The organism is Chryseobacterium hilariae, from assembly GCF_051400735.1.
In the GTDB taxonomy this organism is placed as follows: Bacteria; Bacteroidota; Bacteroidia; order Flavobacteriales; family Weeksellaceae; genus Chryseobacterium.
Genome location: NZ_JBLFFJ010000002.1, coordinates 562,939 through 582,064, shown reverse-complemented (window position 1 = coordinate 582,064; position 19,126 = coordinate 562,939). Strand labels below are relative to the sequence as shown.

At 37.5% G+C, this 19,126-nt stretch carries 20 protein-coding genes; 13 read left to right on the top strand and 7 right to left on the bottom strand.

What is annotated here, in order from left to right:
* Nucleotides 1-4: 4 nt before the first annotated feature.
* The gene (locus ACMGDK_RS09415) at nt 5-487 is read right to left on the bottom strand and encodes a T9SS type A sorting domain-containing protein (RefSeq protein ID WP_436807699.1); all 483 of its coding nucleotides are present in this window, start codon (nt 485-487) and stop codon (nt 5-7) included.
* A 161-nt stretch (nt 488-648) separates the two neighbouring features.
* Nucleotides 649-1,356 carry a LytR/AlgR family response regulator transcription factor gene (locus tag ACMGDK_RS09410; protein WP_436807698.1) on the bottom strand — a complete coding sequence of 236 codons (708 nt, stop codon included), beginning with the start codon at nt 1,354-1,356 and terminating at the stop codon, nt 649-651.
* 204 nt (nt 1,357-1,560) lie between these two features.
* Between ACMGDK_RS09410 and hflX the strand changes: the two genes are divergently transcribed.
* The 9 genes from hflX (at nt 1,561) to ACMGDK_RS09365 (ending at nt 11,048) form a co-directional block, all read left to right on the top strand.
* A complete protein-coding gene (gene hflX, locus ACMGDK_RS09405; protein WP_111954410.1) occupies nt 1,561-2,787 on the top strand; it encodes a GTPase HflX in 1,227 nt (408 codons plus the stop codon).
* Nucleotides 2,787-3,416, top strand: a complete 630-nt coding sequence (locus tag ACMGDK_RS09400) for a DUF4919 domain-containing protein (protein WP_436807697.1) — start codon at nt 2,787-2,789, stop codon at nt 3,414-3,416. The genes hflX and ACMGDK_RS09400 overlap by 1 nt, the downstream gene beginning before the upstream one ends.
* A gap of 22 nt (nt 3,417-3,438) precedes the next feature.
* The gene (locus ACMGDK_RS09395) at nt 3,439-4,725 is read left to right on the top strand and encodes a cation:proton antiporter (RefSeq protein WP_436807696.1); all 1,287 of its coding nucleotides are present in this window, start codon (nt 3,439-3,441) and stop codon (nt 4,723-4,725) included.
* Nucleotides 4,726-4,785: 60 nt separating this feature from the next.
* Nucleotides 4,786-5,505 (top strand): DNA alkylation repair protein, encoded by a 720-nt coding sequence (locus tag ACMGDK_RS09390; protein ID WP_436807695.1) that lies wholly within the window; start codon nt 4,786-4,788, stop codon nt 5,503-5,505.
* A gap of 84 nt (nt 5,506-5,589) precedes the next feature.
* Nucleotides 5,590-6,258 carry a hypothetical protein gene (locus ACMGDK_RS09385; RefSeq protein ID WP_436807694.1) on the top strand — a complete coding sequence of 223 codons (669 nt, stop codon included), beginning with the start codon at nt 5,590-5,592 and terminating at the stop codon, nt 6,256-6,258.
* A gap of 17 nt (nt 6,259-6,275) precedes the next feature.
* Nucleotides 6,276-8,300 (top strand): hypothetical protein, encoded by a 2,025-nt coding sequence (locus tag ACMGDK_RS09380; protein ID WP_436807693.1) that lies wholly within the window; start codon nt 6,276-6,278, stop codon nt 8,298-8,300.
* The gene (locus ACMGDK_RS09375; RefSeq protein WP_436807692.1) at nt 8,301-9,539 is read left to right on the top strand and encodes a hypothetical protein; all 1,239 of its coding nucleotides are present in this window, start codon (nt 8,301-8,303) and stop codon (nt 9,537-9,539) included.
* A 33-nt stretch (nt 9,540-9,572) separates the two neighbouring features.
* Complete coding sequence (locus ACMGDK_RS09370) at nt 9,573-9,911, top strand: DUF6122 family protein (RefSeq protein WP_436807691.1); 339 nt, start codon at nt 9,573-9,575, stop codon at nt 9,909-9,911.
* A gap of 66 nt (nt 9,912-9,977) precedes the next feature.
* The gene (locus ACMGDK_RS09365) at nt 9,978-11,048 is read left to right on the top strand and encodes a calcium:cation antiporter (protein WP_436807690.1); all 1,071 of its coding nucleotides are present in this window, start codon (nt 9,978-9,980) and stop codon (nt 11,046-11,048) included.
* A 57-nt stretch (nt 11,049-11,105) separates the two neighbouring features.
* Here ACMGDK_RS09365 and ACMGDK_RS09360 read toward each other — a convergent pair whose 3' ends face one another.
* Nucleotides 11,106-11,486: a group III truncated hemoglobin gene (locus tag ACMGDK_RS09360; protein WP_426049540.1), complete on the bottom strand. Its 381-nt coding sequence runs from the start codon at nt 11,484-11,486 to the stop codon at nt 11,106-11,108.
* A 204-nt stretch (nt 11,487-11,690) separates the two neighbouring features.
* Here ACMGDK_RS09360 and ACMGDK_RS09355 point away from each other — a divergent pair, with 204 nt between their 5' ends.
* From ACMGDK_RS09355 to ACMGDK_RS09340, 4 genes are all read left to right on the top strand, one after another.
* On the top strand, nt 11,691-12,689 hold the full coding sequence (locus tag ACMGDK_RS09355) for a hypothetical protein (protein ID WP_436807689.1): 999 nt from the start codon (nt 11,691-11,693) through the stop codon (nt 12,687-12,689).
* Nucleotides 12,690-12,969: 280 nt separating this feature from the next.
* Complete coding sequence (locus ACMGDK_RS09350; protein WP_436807688.1) at nt 12,970-13,935, top strand: ion channel; 966 nt, start codon at nt 12,970-12,972, stop codon at nt 13,933-13,935.
* A gap of 4 nt (nt 13,936-13,939) precedes the next feature.
* Nucleotides 13,940-14,428, top strand: coding sequence for a YkgJ family cysteine cluster protein (locus ACMGDK_RS09345; protein WP_436807687.1), 489 nt, complete (start codon nt 13,940-13,942; stop codon nt 14,426-14,428).
* Between the two features lie 114 nt (nt 14,429-14,542).
* Nucleotides 14,543-14,878: a hypothetical protein gene (locus tag ACMGDK_RS09340; RefSeq protein WP_436807686.1), complete on the top strand. Its 336-nt coding sequence runs from the start codon at nt 14,543-14,545 to the stop codon at nt 14,876-14,878.
* Here ACMGDK_RS09340 and ACMGDK_RS09335 read toward each other — a convergent pair.
* The 4 genes from ACMGDK_RS09335 to ACMGDK_RS09320 form a co-directional block, all read right to left on the bottom strand.
* On the bottom strand, nt 14,867-15,289 hold the full coding sequence (locus tag ACMGDK_RS09335) for an iron chaperone (RefSeq protein ID WP_436807685.1): 423 nt from the start codon (nt 15,287-15,289) through the stop codon (nt 14,867-14,869). The genes ACMGDK_RS09340 and ACMGDK_RS09335 overlap by 12 nt on opposite strands.
* Before the next feature lie 128 nt (nt 15,290-15,417).
* Nucleotides 15,418-16,776: an NADP-specific glutamate dehydrogenase gene (gdhA, locus tag ACMGDK_RS09330; protein WP_436807684.1), complete on the bottom strand. Its 1,359-nt coding sequence runs from the start codon at nt 16,774-16,776 to the stop codon at nt 15,418-15,420.
* Between the two features lie 190 nt (nt 16,777-16,966).
* Nucleotides 16,967-18,076 (bottom strand): DNA-processing protein DprA, encoded by a 1,110-nt coding sequence (dprA, locus tag ACMGDK_RS09325; protein WP_436807683.1) that lies wholly within the window; start codon nt 18,074-18,076, stop codon nt 16,967-16,969.
* A 33-nt stretch (nt 18,077-18,109) separates the two neighbouring features.
* On the bottom strand, nt 18,110-18,877 hold the full coding sequence (locus ACMGDK_RS09320) for a rhomboid family intramembrane serine protease (RefSeq protein ID WP_436807682.1): 768 nt from the start codon (nt 18,875-18,877) through the stop codon (nt 18,110-18,112).
* Nucleotides 18,878-19,126: the final 249 nt, after the last annotated feature.

Below are 19,126 nucleotides of genomic sequence, written 5' to 3'. Positions count from 1 at the left end.
GGCGTTATTTTTTTATGACTTTAAAGGTTTTTAAGTTTTCTCCATTCTGATTGATTCGGATAATGTAAACCGCGGAAGGAAGAGAGGAAAGATTAAGTTCGGACTTCGGCTGTGAGATCATGTCCTTTTTGATCAGTTTTCCCTGAGCGTCGAACAGCTGATATTCCGATCCTTTATATGGAACAGAAGAAAAATCTATATACAGATAATCTCTGGCTGGATTCGGATAGAGTAGAATGCCTTCTTGCTTTGTTGTGGTTTCGTTGGCAGAAAGTGTCGTGATCTCATAGGCCTGCTGTACACCTTCCAATACCTGGGAATTTGTTCCCTTGTACAGATAAGCCGTCTGGCCGACACTGTAAGAAACCGAGCCGTTGCCTCCTGATGCATTTGTTCCCGTGGCCAGAACTGCTGATTGAGCGTTCAGGATACTGACGGAAAAGGTGAACAGAATGAGAAAGAAGCAGTGAATAGATGTTCTTTTCATGTAAAATATTTTTGTGGTTATTAATTGGTTGTCCTAGTTTTCAAGAGAAAATTTGGAAACACTAAATTACCACATATCGCAACCGGATTGAAGGAAAATAGACTAACGTCAAAAAAAATCGACCAACGGCATTGTATTGCAAAAATGTTGGTAATCAGTAGTTAAGGGTTAAGAAAAGAGAGGCTTTCTTTGTAGGTTCTGCCAATGGGAAGCTTAATCTGATGGATCAGCTCTATCTCATGGCTGCTTTTTCCGCGGATGAAATGACGAGGTACAGCATAGCTTCGGTGGATCCTTATGAAAGAATCGAAGAAGCTTTTATGAAGAAGGTTTCCCAGGGAATCCAGAACGCAATGTTTTTTTTCATGTGTGACAAGCCGGGTGTAGTCTTTTAAAGCTTCAAGGTAAAGGATATCGGTAAGCCTGATTTGAGAGATATTACCGTTTTCTTTTATTTTAATACAGTTTTCTCCGAGAAGGGCATCGAAGCATTCGCATTTTTTTTTCATTTCAAAAAAATTGAAGACTTTCTCTATAGACTGCTGGAAACGTTCTGCTTTAAGGGGTTTTGTGACAAAATCCAGTGCTTCAATTTCAAAGGCTTCTGCAGCCAGTTCCGGATGGGAGCTTACGAAGATGCAGGCTGGAATCTTATAAGCAAGTTTCCTGAATTCAAGCCCGTTCATTCCGCCAAGTGTAGTTTCGCAGATCAGCAGGTCTATTGGAAGTTCCAGATAAGAAACTGCCTTTTCCGCCGAATTAAAAGACGCAATTATCTCTATATTATCGTATTGTCTGATGTGATGCTGAAGAACCAGTCTGTCCAGTTCGTCATCATCAATAATCATACATTTAATATGGGAATTCATGATCTTGGTGTTAGTTTTTACAGTATTTGTAATTTTAATTCATTATTAATTACAAATCAGCGTCATAAAGGTATTAATTTTTTACAAATTAATGATATTGTAAACTTAAATTAACATTAAAAAAGAAGGAAATTTAAAAAATGATTTTGTTTTTTTTCCTGAAAATTGGTATCTTGTGAAAATCACAAACATAGACAGAAATTAATGCTAGATAAGAAACAACATAATTACGAGAGAGCAGTTTTGGTGGGGGTTATTACCCAAAATCAGGATGAAGACAAGCTTACGGAATATATGGATGAACTTGAGTTTTTAGCCTTCACAGCAGGTGCAACGGTTCAAAAACGTTTTACTCAAAAATTAACTCAGCCGGATTCCAAAACTTTTATAGGAAGCGGGAAGGCACAGGAAATAAAAGAATATGTAAAGGAGAACGAGATAGGAACCATTATTTTCGATGATGAGCTGTCTCCTTCTCAGCTTAAAAATCTCGAAAGAGAAATAGAAGTGAAAATTCTTGACAGAACCAACCTTATCCTTGATATTTTTGCACAGAGAGCCCAGACTTCTTACGCGAGAACTCAGGTGGAACTGGCACAATACCAATATCTTTTACCACGTCTGACGAGAATGTGGACTCACCTTGAACGTCAGAAAGGAGGAATCGGGATGAGAGGTCCCGGGGAAACGGAGATTGAAACTGACCGCCGTATCATCCGCGACAGGATTTCCCTGTTAAAGGACAAACTGAAAACCATCGACAGGCAAATGGCTACCCAGCGTAACAACCGTGGGAAGGTGGTGCGTGCTGCTTTGGTGGGATATACCAACGTTGGAAAATCTACGCTGATGAATGCACTTTCCAAATCTGAGGTGTTTGCCGAAAATAAATTGTTTGCAACCTTAGATACAACGGTAAGAAAAGTGGTTATTGGCAATTTGCCGTTTTTGCTTACCGATACGGTAGGGTTTATCAGAAAACTTCCTACACAGCTTGTGGAGTCTTTTAAATCTACACTGGATGAGGTTCGTGAGGCGGATTTGCTTATTCATGTGGTAGATATTTCTCATGAAAGCTTTGAAGATCAGGTAGAATCTGTTAATCAGACATTAATGGAGATCAATGCCCATCAGAAACCTATGATCATGGTCTTTAATAAAATTGATGATTTCAGTTACGATAAAAAGGATGAAGATGATCTTACGCCGTCTACAAAAAAGAACGTTTCTCTGGAGGAGTGGAAAAAAACATGGATGGCTAAATCTAAATATCCCACAGTATTTATTTCTGCGCTGACGAAAGAAAATTTCCCGGAAATGAAGAAAATGATATACGATGAGGTGATGAAGATCCATATCTCCAGATTCCCGTACAATGATTTCCTTTTCGAATATTTCGATAATGATGAGGAAGAAGAAAACAACGATTAATGAAATATCACTTTTTCCTGCTATTGGTTTTCTTTTCGGTTTTCGGTTTCAGCCAGAAGTCAAAAATTGATTTGAAAAGCATTGAAAAAAACCTTAAAAATCCTGATTCTCCATATAATTATGAGAAGCTGATTTTTAAATACAAAGGATATCCTAAATCCCTGGACAGTATTGAAGCTCAGCATCTTTACTATGGCCGGAATTTTAGAAATGATAAAATTTCAGCGGTTGATGAGGGTTTCAAGAGTCTGACAGAGGCTTTTAAGCAGAATAATTTCGAAGAATGTATCAAGCTGGGCAAAGCTCTTTATGGTAAAGACCCCACCAATCTGGATATACTTCTTGTTCTTCTGAGGGCCTACGATTCGCGGAAAGACGGAAGCAATTTTATGCATCATCTGAACCAGTTCCGGTTGCTTACTGAAGGAATAAAAACTTCAGGTAACGGGACCTCTGAAAAAACAGCCTATTTAGTTAATTCTGTAGGAGATGAATACATCCTGCTGAATATCCTGAATATCGGGAAAGACTATGTAAGAGGATCGCAGCCTGCCAAAGACGGGATGTTTGATATCTGGGAAAAAGAAGGGCGCAAGCTGTATATTAAAATACTTTATTTGGACTTATAAAATTAAATTAAAAAAACACTTAGTGGAGTTATATTATTCATTTTCAGCCTTAATAGTATTAGCATCAATTTTTGCCTATCTCAATTATAGATTCCTGAAACTTCCCAGTACCATCGGGATTATGGTGATTGCCATCGTGGTTTCTATTTTTCTGGTAATGTTTGGGGAAACAGTGCTTCCTAGAACTTTTGGGCATCTTAATAAGTTAATGAACAGTATAGACTTTACAGAAGTTCTGATGGGTGCAATGCTTAATTTCCTTCTCTTTGCGGGAGGGATCCATATTAATATTAACGATCTCAAGGAGCAGTTCAGGCCGGTACTGATATTTTCTACGGCAGGAGTGGTTATTTCCACATTTGTAGTGGGATTCGGGATGTTTTATCTGCTGCCTTTCTTAGGAATTCATCTTCCGTTTATCTTCTGTCTGCTTTTTGGAGCGCTTATTTCGCCTACCGATCCGGTAGCTGTTTTAAGTATTCTAAAACAGGCCAATGTTTCTAAATCACTGGAAACAAAAGTGGCTGGAGAATCTCTTTTCAATGACGGTATGGCCGTAGTGGTATTTACAGTTGTTTTACAGCTTGCCATTGGGAAAGAAGTGGATCTGGGTGCTGAAAGTATCGGATTGCTTCTGCTGAAAGAGGCCGGCGGAGGAATTCTGCTCGGTGTTTTATTGGGGTGGATTACTTCCAGGCTGATGCGTGAGGTAGATGACTATATTATTTCTGTTCTGGTAACGCTTTCCGTAGTAATGGGAGGCTATCTTGTTGCAAGACAAATGCATATTTCCGGACCTTTGACAATGGTTGCGGCAGGTTTGTTCATGGGTAATTTTAATGTAAGATTCAAAATGAAATCCATTACCCAGGATTACCTCATCAAATTCTGGGAACTGATCGACGAAATCCTGAATGCAGTCTTATTCCTGTTCATCGGTTTTGAACTACTGATGATCAAAGACTTAAAGCATTTTATGGTTCCGGGACTCTTGGCCATTGCGGTAGTTTTAATTGCCCGTTTCATTTCGATTTGGGTACCTACAAAATTTATGTCTCTGCGAACACGATTTAGTCCGCAAACGGTAAAAGTTCTCGTCTGGGGAGGAATCCGGGGTGGAGTTTCCATTGCATTGGCTATGTCTATTCCAAAAAGCGAATACAGCGAAATTATCTTGAGTATTACATACTGTGTAGTCGTATTCTCGATTATCGTTCAGGGGCTTACTATTGCAAAAGTAGCCAATCCAAAGGCCATTGCAAAAGAAGAGGAAGCGCAGGAGACTATTGTGGCAGATGAACATGCCTAATTTTTAACAATCTATAATTGTTTATATTAAATCACTCATAAAGTCAATGAGATAAAATCCATGAGCAATATCGTTAAAGAAATAGAAGAGGCACTGTCAGTGCTGTCTGTTCCCGAAAAAGCAGAATTCTTTCCGAAGTTCTTCAAAACCGGAAAAGGAGAATATGGAGAAGGAGACTTATTTTTAGGAGTGAAAGTTCCTGATCAGCGGTCTGTTGCTAAAGAATATTATTCAAAGATAAGCCTGCAGGACCTCAGTGTTCTTTTATCTTCAAAATACCATGAACATAGGCTAACTGCACTCTTCATGCTGATCTACAAATTTGAAAAAACAAAGGATAAAGCAGTGAAAGAAGAGATTATACAGTTTTATCTGGATCATCTTCCACATGTCAATAACTGGGATCTGGTAGATTCAAGCTGCTACAAGATTTTAGGAAGGTATGCTTTTGAAAACGGAAAGGAAGAACTGTTGAGAAACCTTTCGGATTCTGAAGAAATGTGGCATAAGAGAATTGCTGTGGTTGGTACAATGCATTATGTAAAAAAAGGTTCTTTTGAACTCACTAAAGAATTTGTTGCCAAAAACCTGAAACATACTCATGATCTGATGCATAAAGCAAACGGATGGCTGCTCCGGGAAATGGGGCAGAAAAATGAAACCGAGCTCATTGGCTTTCTGAATAAGCATTACCAGAAGATGCCGAGAACCTGTCTGAGGTATGCCATCGAAAAGTTGGATGAGGAAGTGAGACAGGATTATTTGAAAGGCAGAATTTGAAAAATGGCTGTTTTCAGTGAAATAACAGAGTCCATAAAGTATTTTCAAACGGAATTAAGTAGTTTTGTGTTTTAAAACTCAATTATGAAAAATTTTCTGAAGCTTTTTTTACTGCTTTTCCCCTTATTATTGCTGACCAGCTGTTTTGATATTTTGGATAAAGTGAATGTCAAAACCGACGGAACAGGAGAATATACCATTATTCTTAACGCCAGTAAAAGTAAAACACGGCTGGCTTCCATTTCTAAAATGGAGACGATTAACGGAAAAAAAGTTCCTAAAAAAGGTGAAATTGAAAATAAAATCAATGAGGCTGCCAGAATTTTTAAAGCAACTCCGGGGATCAGCAACGTAAAAACTTCAATAGATTTTGATAATTACATCATCAAGCTGAGCTGTAATTTTAAAAAGATTGAAAACATCAATACCGGACTGGAGCAGCTGAAAGCCAAAAATATCCTTGGAAAAATGGTTCCTACACAAATTTACAGTCAGAATCTTCAGAAAAAATCATTCACAAGAAACAAAGTCAATACCTTTAAAGCGGATTATGACAAAATGGGAAAGGCAGATAAGGAGGTCTTCAATAATGCCCGATATACCTCTGTAATGCAGTTTGAAAATCCTGTAAAATCTCAGACCAACAGCACTTATCTATTGGCTCCGAATAAAAAAGCACTAAAGCTGGAGGCAGATATTTTAGACCTGATTTTTCAAAAGAAACAATTACAAAACACGATATTATTTCAATAAATTTTTAACATTTAACCATGAAATCCATATTATTAAAAACACAAATAATTACTTTCTTAATTTTTGGTTTTACACTTGTCTTTGCGCAAGAAAGCATGAAACTTCCAGGCGATGCTATATTTTACATGGAAATCAATGGGAAACAGCTGAACCAGAAAATCAATTGGCAAAAGCTTAACCCTTTATTACATGAATTAAGCAAAAAGAAGGACAAAGAAAAATCTTCATGGAATGATTATTCTAAAACGGGCATTAAATATGATGCCACCCAATATCATTATGCCAGTTTTAATGACTCGATACAGACCTATACGACTCATTTTATTGTAGATAATAAAGAGAAGTTCCAGGAATTCATCAATTCTACAAAGAAAAAAGGATTGGAAATTTCTAAGAAAAAGAATTATTCTTACGTGGATATAGATGATAATATTTTTGTCGCGTGGAATAATGACCGTGCTGTTTTGAGTATGGTAAATTATACCAAGCCCTATAAAGACATCTGGTCCGAAGCTGTTATAGACAGTGCTGCAACCGTTGCAGACAGTGTGGCTGTTGCTGCTGTGGACAGTGCTTATGCCATAGAGCCGGAAATGCCTTTCGATTACAAGGAGGAAATTATAAGCCTGAAGGAGCAAATCAAATATTTAAAAGACAACATCAGGGAAAGCAATAAGGAAATCACCAGGATTCAGAAAGATATCAAATATCTGGAAAAGAATCACAAATATCCAAAGGAAAACGTGGATACCCAGCATTCTGAGGGTGAAGCTGAAGTGTACCCAAGAGAAGAAGAATATGCAGAAGCTGAAATAGATACAGCATACCAGAAAGAACAGGATTCTGTACGCATTGAAAATTTCAAAATAGTAAAAAAGCTTGCAGAAGACCGTTTCGACCAATACTTCAGCTCAAATTTTGAAATTGAAGTTCCGAAAGCCATGCTCACATTCAGAGATCCTAATTCAGATGCTTATGTTTATACGGATTACGGAAAAATGGTCAATGACGGAATTTATGGAAAAATGATGAAACGTTTTGAATTTGGACAGTTTTTAAGAAATGCGTACGAATCAAGTTCATACTACAATTTATATTTTGATAAGGATAAAGTAAAGCTGGTGAATAATTATCAGCATAAAAATCCGGAAATCCAGAAAACCATTGCATCTGTTTACAAAGGCAGGAAAAACAAAAAACTGGCAGCGCTGATCAACGAAAAAAGTGTCGGTTACTATGTAGTGAATGTCAACGGAGCCAAAACTTTTGACTTAATGTATGACCTTCTTCAGGATACAGGAGATGGTGAATATAAAAAAGAAATGGAACTGATGATGGAAACCATGAAAATTGTTCTGGATGAAGAGGCCATCACTAAAATAGCTCCAGGAAACGGAATCTTTGTCCTGAATGAATTAAAGTCCAAAAAAGTAGACTATACAGATTACGAATATGATGAGGACTACAATGAAAAAGAAGTAAAGAAAACAAAAGATGTAGCTGTCCCCAATTTTACATTTGCTTTTGCAACAGAAAATGAAGGCTATTGGAACCGTGTTTTCAATGTAATGGCTACCAACAAGCATTTGTCTAAGAAATTCTCAAAAACCGGAAACTTTTACTCATTTAAGGATGAAAAAGGCGGAGGATATATGGATCAGCTGTATATGACGGTAAAAGACGGTATTGTTTATCTGACAAGTTCTACAGACAATATTAACCCTCAAAGCCAGTCTGATGTTTCTAAACAGTGGGCTAAAGATTCATCTAAATACCCACTATCCGGAAGACTGGATGTTCAGAAGCTTTTGATAGGTTTAGAAAAAGAATTTAAAACACCTTCCGAAAGAAAATCATTGGATCTTTTCAGAAAAAATGTAGGCGAAATGTACTATAAAACAGAAGTGAAAGGAGAAAGCATAGAAACAGAAATAGACTATAATATTAAAAATTCTTCCGAAAATAGTTTAATGTACTTCTTTGACCTGTTTGATGAGATTTATAAAATTAATGAAGAAGAGAAAAAGGCTCAAATACTGTAAATGAACAAGAAAAAAATTATTGTCCCGTTAACTCTTTTACTCGCAGCTGCGTTCTATTTTGTATTTTTCTATAAAAACAAAACATTAAAGTTTGTTCCTGAAAATGCAGATGCCGTTGTTTTGGTCGATGTGAAAAGATTAACGGGACAATATATTTTAAGCTTCATTGCCCATCCCTCAAAATGGACAGAAAGTAAAAAGAAAGATAGAAAAACGATTTCATTAAAAGATTCAGGAATCAAAACTCCGGATTTTTTACAGATATTCCACCTCAAAGACACTAAATTCTCAGAATGGTACAGCGTGGTTGAACTAAAAGACCCGCAAAAGTTTTCAGCTTTTTTAAAGAACCATCAGTTTGTCAGCAAAGGAAAAAATATATTTCAGAAAGATCAGATTTTCGTCAAAATAGAAGGTGAAAACAGCATCATTGGAACTTCCGCTTCCGCTTTTGAGAACATCAATCAACAGCTTTTTCAATCTTCAGAAAAAAAAGTCCTGAATGCAGACCAGTTTATCGGTAGCTCTGTAGGAAGCATCTCTTTTGTTTCCGGACAGAAAATTCAGAATTTTTCTATTGAATTAAAATCCGATGAAATTGAAATAAAAAATACATCGGAAACAGGATCTTTAGCTTCCATTGTGGATGAACTTCAGAAGAAAAATCATTTTTTAGAGATTGAGCTGGATGCCCGGAATGTGAAGAATTACGCTCGTCTTTTTGATAAAACCCTCTCGGATTCTGCTCAAATCAGCTATTTTAAAGCAACTGCTGATCTTGAACAAGTGAATGATACTATCATCAGCTACAGTTATGATGATAATTTTAATGAAATAGAGAAAAAGACCTTTCAGAAAATTATTCAGCCCAACTACGTCATTGATCTTCAAAGCTCTGGTTCTGAAAAGACATGGGACTATTTTCAGCATAAAAAATGGATCAACGTCCAGAATCAATTCACTGCGATCCCTTTTCAGCCTAATCAGATAGACAGGAATAATGGAAGATTTATTATAAAATCTACCAAAAAACCGATCGTGTTATCCCCAAAGCTCAAAGAAAACTATATCTTCGTCAGAAACAGCACGATGCTGATCTCTTCATTAAGTATCTTATCACCGGCCGAGAAAAAACTACTTTCCGATATAGACTATATTTTTTACGGGAATAAAGCACAGGGCTATTGGGTAAGGATCAAAGCGAAGAAAAGAGCACTGCCTTTAATTTTAAGATGGTAAAAACTCCATAACCCTAAAACTGACTGAATATTAATGACTTTATCTGAAATTGCATTACTTAAAACATTCACACATTATTTTTTACATCTGGTTTTTCCGGTTTTCATAGCACTTACCTTTTTTCGTAAAAACTGGAAGAGTGCTTATCTTATTATGCTGGCTACCATGCTCGTAGATCTGGACCATCTTTTTGCCAATCCTGTTTTTGATCCCTCAAGAAATAGTATAGGTTTTCACATTTTACATTCCTATTATGCTATTGCGGTGTATTTTTTGCTGTTATTTTTTAAAGGAAATATCAGGATTGTTGCCATTGGTCTCTTGTTTCATATGCTGACGGATTTTCTGGATTTTAACCTGTGGATCCATTAAAATATCATTAATATTTTCTTTTGATATTTCAAATTTCATAGATTTTTTGTATTTTGTAGACACTTTATGAGATTAAAAGAATTTTTACATTATACGTATATTTTCCCTGTCCTTGCTGTAGGGTACTATTTCTCCGGACTAATGGGAGCCGGAATTTTATATGATGTTATTGCAGGAATCCTGCTCACCGGAAGTGTCTTATCCGCAGTACATCACGCAGAAGTGGTGGCCCATAAAGTAGGGGAACCTTTCGGAACCATTATTCTTGCCCTCTGTATCACTATTATTGAAGTTGCGCTCATCATCTCGCTGATGGTTGCCGGCGGAGATCAGGCGATCACGCTGGCCAGAGATACCGTTTTTGCTGCCGTAATGATTATTCTTAACGGAATTCTGGGGATTTGCATCCTTATAGGCGGTGTAAAATATCATGAACAGTTCTTTGCAAGGACTTCCGCTACGACCTATCTGGTAAGCATTGTTTCAATTCTTGTGCTTACCCTTGTTCTTCCCAATTTTACTTCAAGTGTCAACGGACCTTTTTATAATGAAGCACAGCTTATTTTCATCTCCATTGCCTGTCTTGTGATCTACGGCGTTTTCCTGATGGTGCAAACTGTGCGCCACAGAAGCTATTTTATCGTTCCTGATGAGCATCCGGAAGAACATTATATTCCCTCGTTGAAAAAGACACTTATAAGCTTCGGTTTTCTGGTAGTATGCCTGATTATTGTTGTATTAATGGCTAAAGGGCTTTCCGGAACCATCGAAGGAATGGTACAGAGTATCGGCGCTCCAAAATCTTTGGTAGGGGTAATTATTGCAGGAGTTGTTCTTCTTCCTGAAGGGGTGGCCGCCATACGTGCCGCAAGAAGCAACCAGATACAATCCAGCTTAAACCTGGCATTGGGATCTGCCTTGGCAAGTATTGGTTTAACGATTCCGGCAGTATCTACCGTTTGTATTGTCTATAACATCCCGTTAGTCTTAGGACTTGACAAAAAAGATATTATCCTTCTTTCGTTATCCGTATTTATAGTGATGCTTTCTTTAAGCCGTGGAAAAACGAATATCCTGTACGGAACCGTTTTATTGGTGAATCTCGCAGCCTACATTTTTACGGTTATCGTTCCATAATCCATCCTCACCACTAAAGTCTCAAACCCCTAAAACTCTCTGATTCTTAAACTCGTATCACAGCCTCCTGGCCAGCTCCATTTTAAAAGCCATCAGCCTGGCGATGTTTTCGGATTTATAAATGGCCATATCAGCATTTTCTCCTGCAAAATTTTCCTCAATGGTTTCTCTCCAAAGCTTTAGCCACTGGTCAAAGTGTTTCTGTTCCATAGCCTGGATTTCATTGATCGGAAAATGAACACCCATAGGATTTCCCTTATAGCTCATCTGCCCAAAAAGAATAGACTCCCAGAACGAATACATTTTTGGAAGGTGCTTGTCCCAGTCTACTTTGGCCACATCATTAAAGAAAAAACCAATCGTTTCATCTTTAACGACTTTCGTGTAAAATGAATTAACAAGATGCTCAATATCTTCTCTTGATTCTAATTTTTTCATATTTCAAATGTACTGCAAAATCAAATTAAAAATTGAATCAGCAGCTTGATAAATTTCATGAAAAAAAATTGATTCAAGATTGGAAGCTAGCAAAAATTAAAGCATAATTTAATTATGGTTAAAATTTATTTAATTCGTAAAAAAAGCCTATTAATGAGTTTTAGTTTTGTAGATTTAATTATTAAACACTAAAAAATTACTAAAATGAATAAAAAAATCAATTCTATTTTGGCTCTTTTATTATTAGCATTCTCTGCATCATGTTCAAGAGATGAAGTGAATTCTGTTAATGATGATTCGGAAAATGTAAATTATACGGATGTAAAAAACACACAGCTGACAGAGACGCAAATGCTTCAGAAAGGCTGGAGAATTGTAGATGAATTTAAATTGGCAAGTACTAATAATAGCCTGGGCACAAACTATAGTTCATCCAATGAAGAACGTGAAATTCCTTTTAAATCAAATCACCTGAAAGATATGGGGTATGATATCAGCTTTTCTGGAGAAAGAATAAGGCTGAAAAATGTTTTTGCCTACGCAGGGCAGGTTCCTGACGGAATTATATTTGACCCTGATTTATCGGTAGATGGAGATGTCCGGAATACGGCTCCTAATCCTAATGTCTCCATTGTTTTAGGAACTCCCGAGGTGACCATAAAAACAGACGGAGCAGATCTTCCGGATAATGCCTATACTACAGAGGCTGTTAATAATGGGGACAGGGAAAGTGAAATTACGGTATCCTATTCTTATAAAAAAGGATACTCGACCTCCTGGAAACGTACTGTCTCGGGTTCATTTGAAGTGGCGGCATCAGTATCCGTTGATATTCCGTTAGTCGCAAAAGCTTCGGCAAGCACTAAAGTTGTAGTAGGAGGAGATACAACGGAAGGTACAGAAAATTCCGAAGAAATTACAGAAACCAGTACCTACAAGGCTATTGTGCCGGCCCATTCTAAAAAAACTATATCTATCCTGACGAAATTAAAAGGATCTTCTGTTGAATATTTTGTGCCTATGAAATTAACCGGAAGATTGCAAGCCAACTTTCCTTCTCCGGTAGATGGACATTATTATTGGGCTTTTCCTATTGAAAACTTTCCTAATTTCCTTTCCAATGTACACGGAGAATCGGGGATTGTAAAGTCAGTCAGCAATGTAAGTGTTACTGTGCTGGAATCACCTGCACAAAAGATATAGCTTACTTAAATAAAAATTGATTAAACAGCAGAAATTCAAAATTTTTTTGCTGTTTTTTGTGATGTCTTTTAAGTTAAAAGCTCCATAAAGGCTATTGAAAATAATCTGCCATTTGAATGCGTAATTTCAAAAGAATGATTGCTAAAAAACACAGTCATCTTAATGGATTCTATTCTTAACTTTGCTTTTTAAATATCCGGGAAGAAGAAAGAGCTGTAATCTTCCTCCTGCTTATTTGTATAGACAGATCCTAACGTAACACAATTAAAACGATTAAAAAATGACCAGAGGATTCAGGAAAAAAATCCGTCAGAAAAACACCGAAAACAGCGGTTTTGGCAGCAATGCATCCGGAAGGTTCATCAATAAGGATGGGCTTCCGAATGTAAAGCGAAGAGGCGTGAATGTATTCAACAGGCTGAGCTGGTATCACACCATGCTGAATCTGTCGACCTTCCGCTTCTTATCTTATCTGGTGGTTGCCTATATTCTGATTAATCTGGTATTTGCACTGATTTATTATCTCATTGGAGTAGAGCATCTTACCGGAATTGATAAAAGTGATCCCCTGAACGAATTCATCGATGTGTTTTTCTTCAGTTCGCAGACCTTTACCACCGTAGGTTACGGAAGAATTGCACCCGTAGGCTTTACGGCGAGTTTGGTGGCTACTTTTGAAGCTTTTCTGGGATTGCTTACCTTTGCCATTGCAACCGGACTTTTTTATGGAAGATTCTCAAGGCCGCGAGCTTACCTCCGGTTTTCGGATATTGCGGTTATTGCTCCGTTTAAAGAATCAAGGGCATTAATGTTCAGGCTGGCTCCTTATAAAAACAATGCTTTAACGGACGCGGATGTTATTGTTTCAACGGCTATTGAGATAATTGAGAATGGGGTTCCAAAAAGTAATTTTTATTCTTTAAAGACTCATCTGAGCAAGATTAACACCCTGGCACTGAACTGGACAGTAGTTCATGAAATAAAGGAAGATTCACCGTTCTACGGCTTTTCTGAAGATGATTTTAAGAGCACGGATATTGAAATTATCGTTCAGGTCCGGGCATTCGATGAAGTCTTTTCAAATACGGTGGTTCAGAGATCTTCCTATGTCTCGGCGGAAATTATTTACGGGGCTAAGTTTGCTCCAATGTATTATCCGGACAATAGTGATCTTACCACGATATTAGACCTGGATAAAATTAATGACTATCAAAAAGCAGATCTTCCTTCTTTGCAGGAGATATAAATAAATGGATTTAGACCTTTACAAAAAACAGGCTTTACAGAAGCAGAAAGAACATAAGAAATTTCTGGACGGACTGAAAAAGAAACCGCCCAAAAACCTCGATTATGTGGTTCAGGAAACCCATGATGAAGTTTTTGAAGAAGTGAATTGCCTACAGTGTGCCAATTGCTGCAAAACAACAGGACCTTTATATACCGAAAAAGATATTGAGCGTATTTCAAAACATCTGCGAATGAAGCAGGCTGATTTTGAAGCTAAATTTTTAAGGGTAGATGAAGATAATGATAAAGTGCTTCAGAATCTTCCATGTTTTTTTCTGAATCAAGACAATACCTGTTCTATCTATGAAGTAAGGCCCAAAGCCTGCCGGGAATACCCACATACAGACCGCAAGAAGATCTATCAGATCAACAGCTTAATGCTGAAAAACACCGTGATATGCCCGGCTGCATTTGAATTCGTGGAAAAAATGATGAAGAATATTTCAAAATAATCCTTCGTGTAAAAATATCTTAAATAATTATAAAGTACGTTAAATAAGGCCGTTACACATAATTTAGTAAATAGAGTGTCGTTTAAGTTAAACAACCATTTAAAATATTACATTATGAAAAAGTTAGTTTTAACTGCAGCGTTTACTTTAGTCGGTGTAATCGCAGTATCGGCCCAGACACAGACACAACCACAAAAGCCAGCCGATACATCTAATAACCAGACCACTCAGCCTCAACAGCAGAATACACAACCAAGCACTACTACAGACACCAGTACTCAAACACAAAATACCACAACAACTGTTACGACGGTAGATGCAACGACTCCGATTGCAACAACTGATGCTACGGCTACTGTGAATACGGAGACCACAACAGATGCTACGAAACCTTCAGAAACAACCAAAGCAGAAAGAAAAGCTAAGAAAAAAGCAAAGTCATCTAAGTAGTAAATATTGAGCAAAGTAGAAAGGGAATCCTGGGATAAATGTCTCAGGATTTTTCTGATCTATTTCATTCGCTCTGAATTGTACTATTTTTCTGACAAGCTCCATCGGAATGTCTTGATCTACCGGAAACTGAACAGCTCCTTTTGAAAATTTATATTGTTTTTTGTTAAAATCTTTTTCAAAGACGCCGATGGCTTCAGGACCGGGATAAAATCCTATATGCTTTTTATAGCCGGCAAAGTAAACAAAAGGCTTTCCCTTGTATTTGAATGCAGGCATCTGATAACCGATATATTCTTCAAGGCCTGTCATCTCGGAATGAATGGTTTCTCTTAGTTCTATAAGTTTCTGCTGAACCTCATCAGGAAACAAAAGAATATATTCATTTATATTTTTGACGGTGTATTTCATCCTGTAAAAATAAAAAAAGCGCCGTATTTATACGGCGCTTTCTCCTTTCACTTTTTACTTTTTTCCCATTATCCCGGGAACAGGCTATATCAAAAAAGGCTGGGAATTTTCCCAACCTTTATTTATTTTTATACTACTCCCTGAGCCAGCATTGCTTCCGCAACTTTCACGAAACCGGCAATATTTGCCCCTTTCACATAGTTAACGTAGCCATCTTCGTCTTTTCCGTAGTCTCTACAAGCTTTGTGGATTCCGATCATGATCTCCTTCAGTCTTGCATCAACCTCTTCAGAAGTCCAGTTAAGACGGATAGAGTTCTGCGTCATCTCAAGACCTGAAGTAGCAACACCTCCGGCATTGGAAGCCTTACCAGGCGAGAATAATATTTTATTGTCTAGGAAATAGTTGATTGCATCTAAAGTAGAAGGCATATTGGCAGCTTCAGTAACACAAACACATCCGTTTTCTACCAAAACTTTAGCATCTTCAAGATCCAGTTCGTTTTGAGTGGCAGAAGGGAATGCTACATCACATTTCACTTCCCAAGGACGTTTTCCGGCATGGAATTCAGCAGAAGGATATTTTTTAGCATAGTCTTCGGCTCTGTTGTTACCGGAAGATCTAAGTTCTAATAAATAATCAATTTTTTCTCCGCTGATACCGTCTTTATCATAGATATAACCGTCCGGGCCAGAAATTGTTACCACCTTGGCACCAAGCTCAGTTGCCTTTTTGATTACTCCCCAGGCTACGTTTCCGAAACCTGACACACTTACGATTTTATCCTTGAAAGTCTCGTTGATTGTTTTAAGCATCTGCTCTGCGAAATATACTACACCGTATCCTGTAGCTTCAGGACGGATAAGTGAACCTCCGTAAGCAAGACCTTTTCCTGTAAGTACTCCTGTAAATTCGTTTCTTACTTTTTTGTATTGTCCAAAAAGATATCCGATCTCTCTTGCTCCTACACCAATGTCTCCTGCAGGTACGTCTGTCTCAGGACCGATATGCTTGCATAATTCAGTCATGAATGCTTGGCAGAAACGCATTACTTCCATATCAGATTTACCTTGCGGATCGAAATCTGAACCTCCTTTACCTCCTCCCATTGGAAGAGTAGTCAATGAGTTTTTAAATACCTGCTCGAAAGCTAAGAATTTAAGAACTGAAAGGTTCACAGTAGGATGGAAACGGATTCCTCCTTTGTATGGTCCGATCGCAGAGTTCATCTGGATTCTGAAACCTCTGTTTACCTGGATCTCTCCTTTGTCATCAACCCATGGAACCCTGAAGATAATGATTCTTTCAGCTTCAGCCATTCTCTCTAGAAGCTTCATCCCTGTATATTCCTTCTTAGTCATAATAAACGGAATTACAGTCACAGCTACTTCTTTTACGGCTTGTAAAAATTCTGGCTCATTAGGATTTTTTGCTTCAATCTTGGCAATAAACTCCTGGATTTTCTGGTCAATATTATATTGTTCCATATATTAGGGTTGAATATTATTGTCAACAAATTTAATTTTTTTTTCAAGATTCACAACACTGTATTTCAACATTATTAAAAATTAAATAATAATGTTTCGAAATATTATTAAATTGATAATTTATGTTCAAATTTTATTAAAAATTAAAAGTTAAGTCTCAAATAATGCAATATTAAGAAATCGTTAATTCTCAAATTGCCATGAATTGCCTCCCGGAAAATGATTTTACTTTCTCCAAAAGCTCCAATTCCAAAATTATAGGAAGGATTTTATAGGACGGGATGGAAACCATCTGTGCAAGATCGTCAAGAGATACCTGAGGATGGGATTTTATCGACTGATATATGGCTTTCTGGCTATCAGTAAGTTGTATATATGTTTCACTGTATGGGAACAGCTCGGCTACTTTCTCTTTTGAATGATTGAGCCCAATTGAATCTATAAGGTTCTTAACGGTGGAAATGGCAGCTGCTTTATTCTGGAAAATCAGCTGGTTACATCCCTGGCTGTAGGGATCCGTTATCTTTCCGGGAAGGGCAAAAACTTCACGGTTATAGTCATTAGCAAAGGATGCCGTGCTTATAGACCCGCCACCAAAACCTGTTTCTACCACTATCGTTGAAGGAGAAATTCCGGCTATGATTCTGTTTCTTTGAATGAAATTTTCGCGGTCCGGTTTTCGGGATGAATTAAATTCTGTTATTAAAGTGCCACCCTCCTGTAAGATTTTTTCAGACAATTTCCTGTTTTTGGAAGGATACAGCATATGAAAGCCGTGAGCAAGAACGGCCATAGTAGGTATTTTAAACTGAATAGACTGCTCATGAACCTCTTTGTCAACGCCAAGGGCTAACCCGCTGACGGATATGTATTTAGAGGGTCTTGATGCGTCGAAGAAATCACCAATGAACTGCTTGCCGTAAGAAGTCATATTCCGTGTTCCTACAATGCTGATCTTCTGTAGGAAATCGTCAAAATTTCCTTTTTGATAGAGAATTGCAGGAGCATCATCGCATTCATTAAGAAGATGAGGAAGCTCTTTAAGATGTCGCAGCCTGATCCATATATTGTTCTTTTCGCAGAATTTGATCTCAGCTTCTGCAAACTTCAGATATTCTTCATTTCCGATATCGGCTACAGTTTTTTTTCCTACGCCATCTGTTTTGCTGAATTCTTTTTTTGCTTTCTTCCAGGCTTCTTCAGCGCTTCCAAATGTCCGGATAAGCTTTTGAAAATTAATATCGCCGATCAGGCTGCATTCGCGCAGGGCTATTGCATAGAAATATTCTTCAGTGACCATGTGTGTTTTTTTTCAAATGTAATGAAATAAGTTTTATTTTTTTCTTAATTCATCCAAATGATCCCAGATATCATCTCTTTTTTTATAAGGCAGTTCCAGAAAATCCTCCGGATGATTTTCTTTGTACTCCTGCCACAGCTTATCATCTTTTTCGCTGTAATAGTTTGGGAATTCCCAAATGTATTTCTTTTTCCTGTCGCCCACATTTTTAAAAGCAAAAGCAATGATGCTTCCCACTACAGCTCCAGAAAGATGCGCCTGCCACGATATTTTGCTAGGTTCTTGAAGATTGTAGAATAATTCTTCCGGAAACATACCCCAAATCAGACTGCCGTAATATAAAACAACAAGCAGCGATATGGTGAGAAGTTTCATATTCCATTTGAAAACTCCGCTGAAAAAAAGAAAGAAGGCAAGAACATATACCACTCCGCTGGCTCCAATGGTACAGGTATACATATAATCGCCGGTGAGGATGTCTATCGGAGGCAGCAGCCAGACCAGCAGTCCCGTAGCCAGCCAGCCGATCATAAAGACTTTATTGGCGACTAACGGATAGAATTGGTATAAAAGAAACAGAAGAACAGCTACCGGGATAGAGTTGCTTATGATATGATCAATATTTCCATGCAGAAGAGGAGAGGTAATGACTCCCAGCAGGCCTTCCGGCAATAGAGGTATTATAGCCCCAAAACAGCTTTGAAAAAAGCCCTGCATCTGCAGAAAGTAGCCGAACCACATGGCTGAAAGCATCAGCAAAGGGGTTATAACAGCTCTTTTGGAAATTATATTTTTAAACATGTCGATGTTACGTCAAATCAAAAGCCAATAATAAATTTCGGAAAATTTGTCGATGTATGAAGTAAAGTGGTATTTATTTTAAGACAAAAGGTTTCAATTTTAAATGTGCAGCTTAATATTTTGACATTGAACGTATTAAACTGGCCTGTTTTTGGATGTTGAAGAGATTTTATATCCGTTTAAAGCTTTTTATAAGTCAATACCCGCTTTAAAAAAATTATATTAATATTTTTGTAATGAAAATCATGT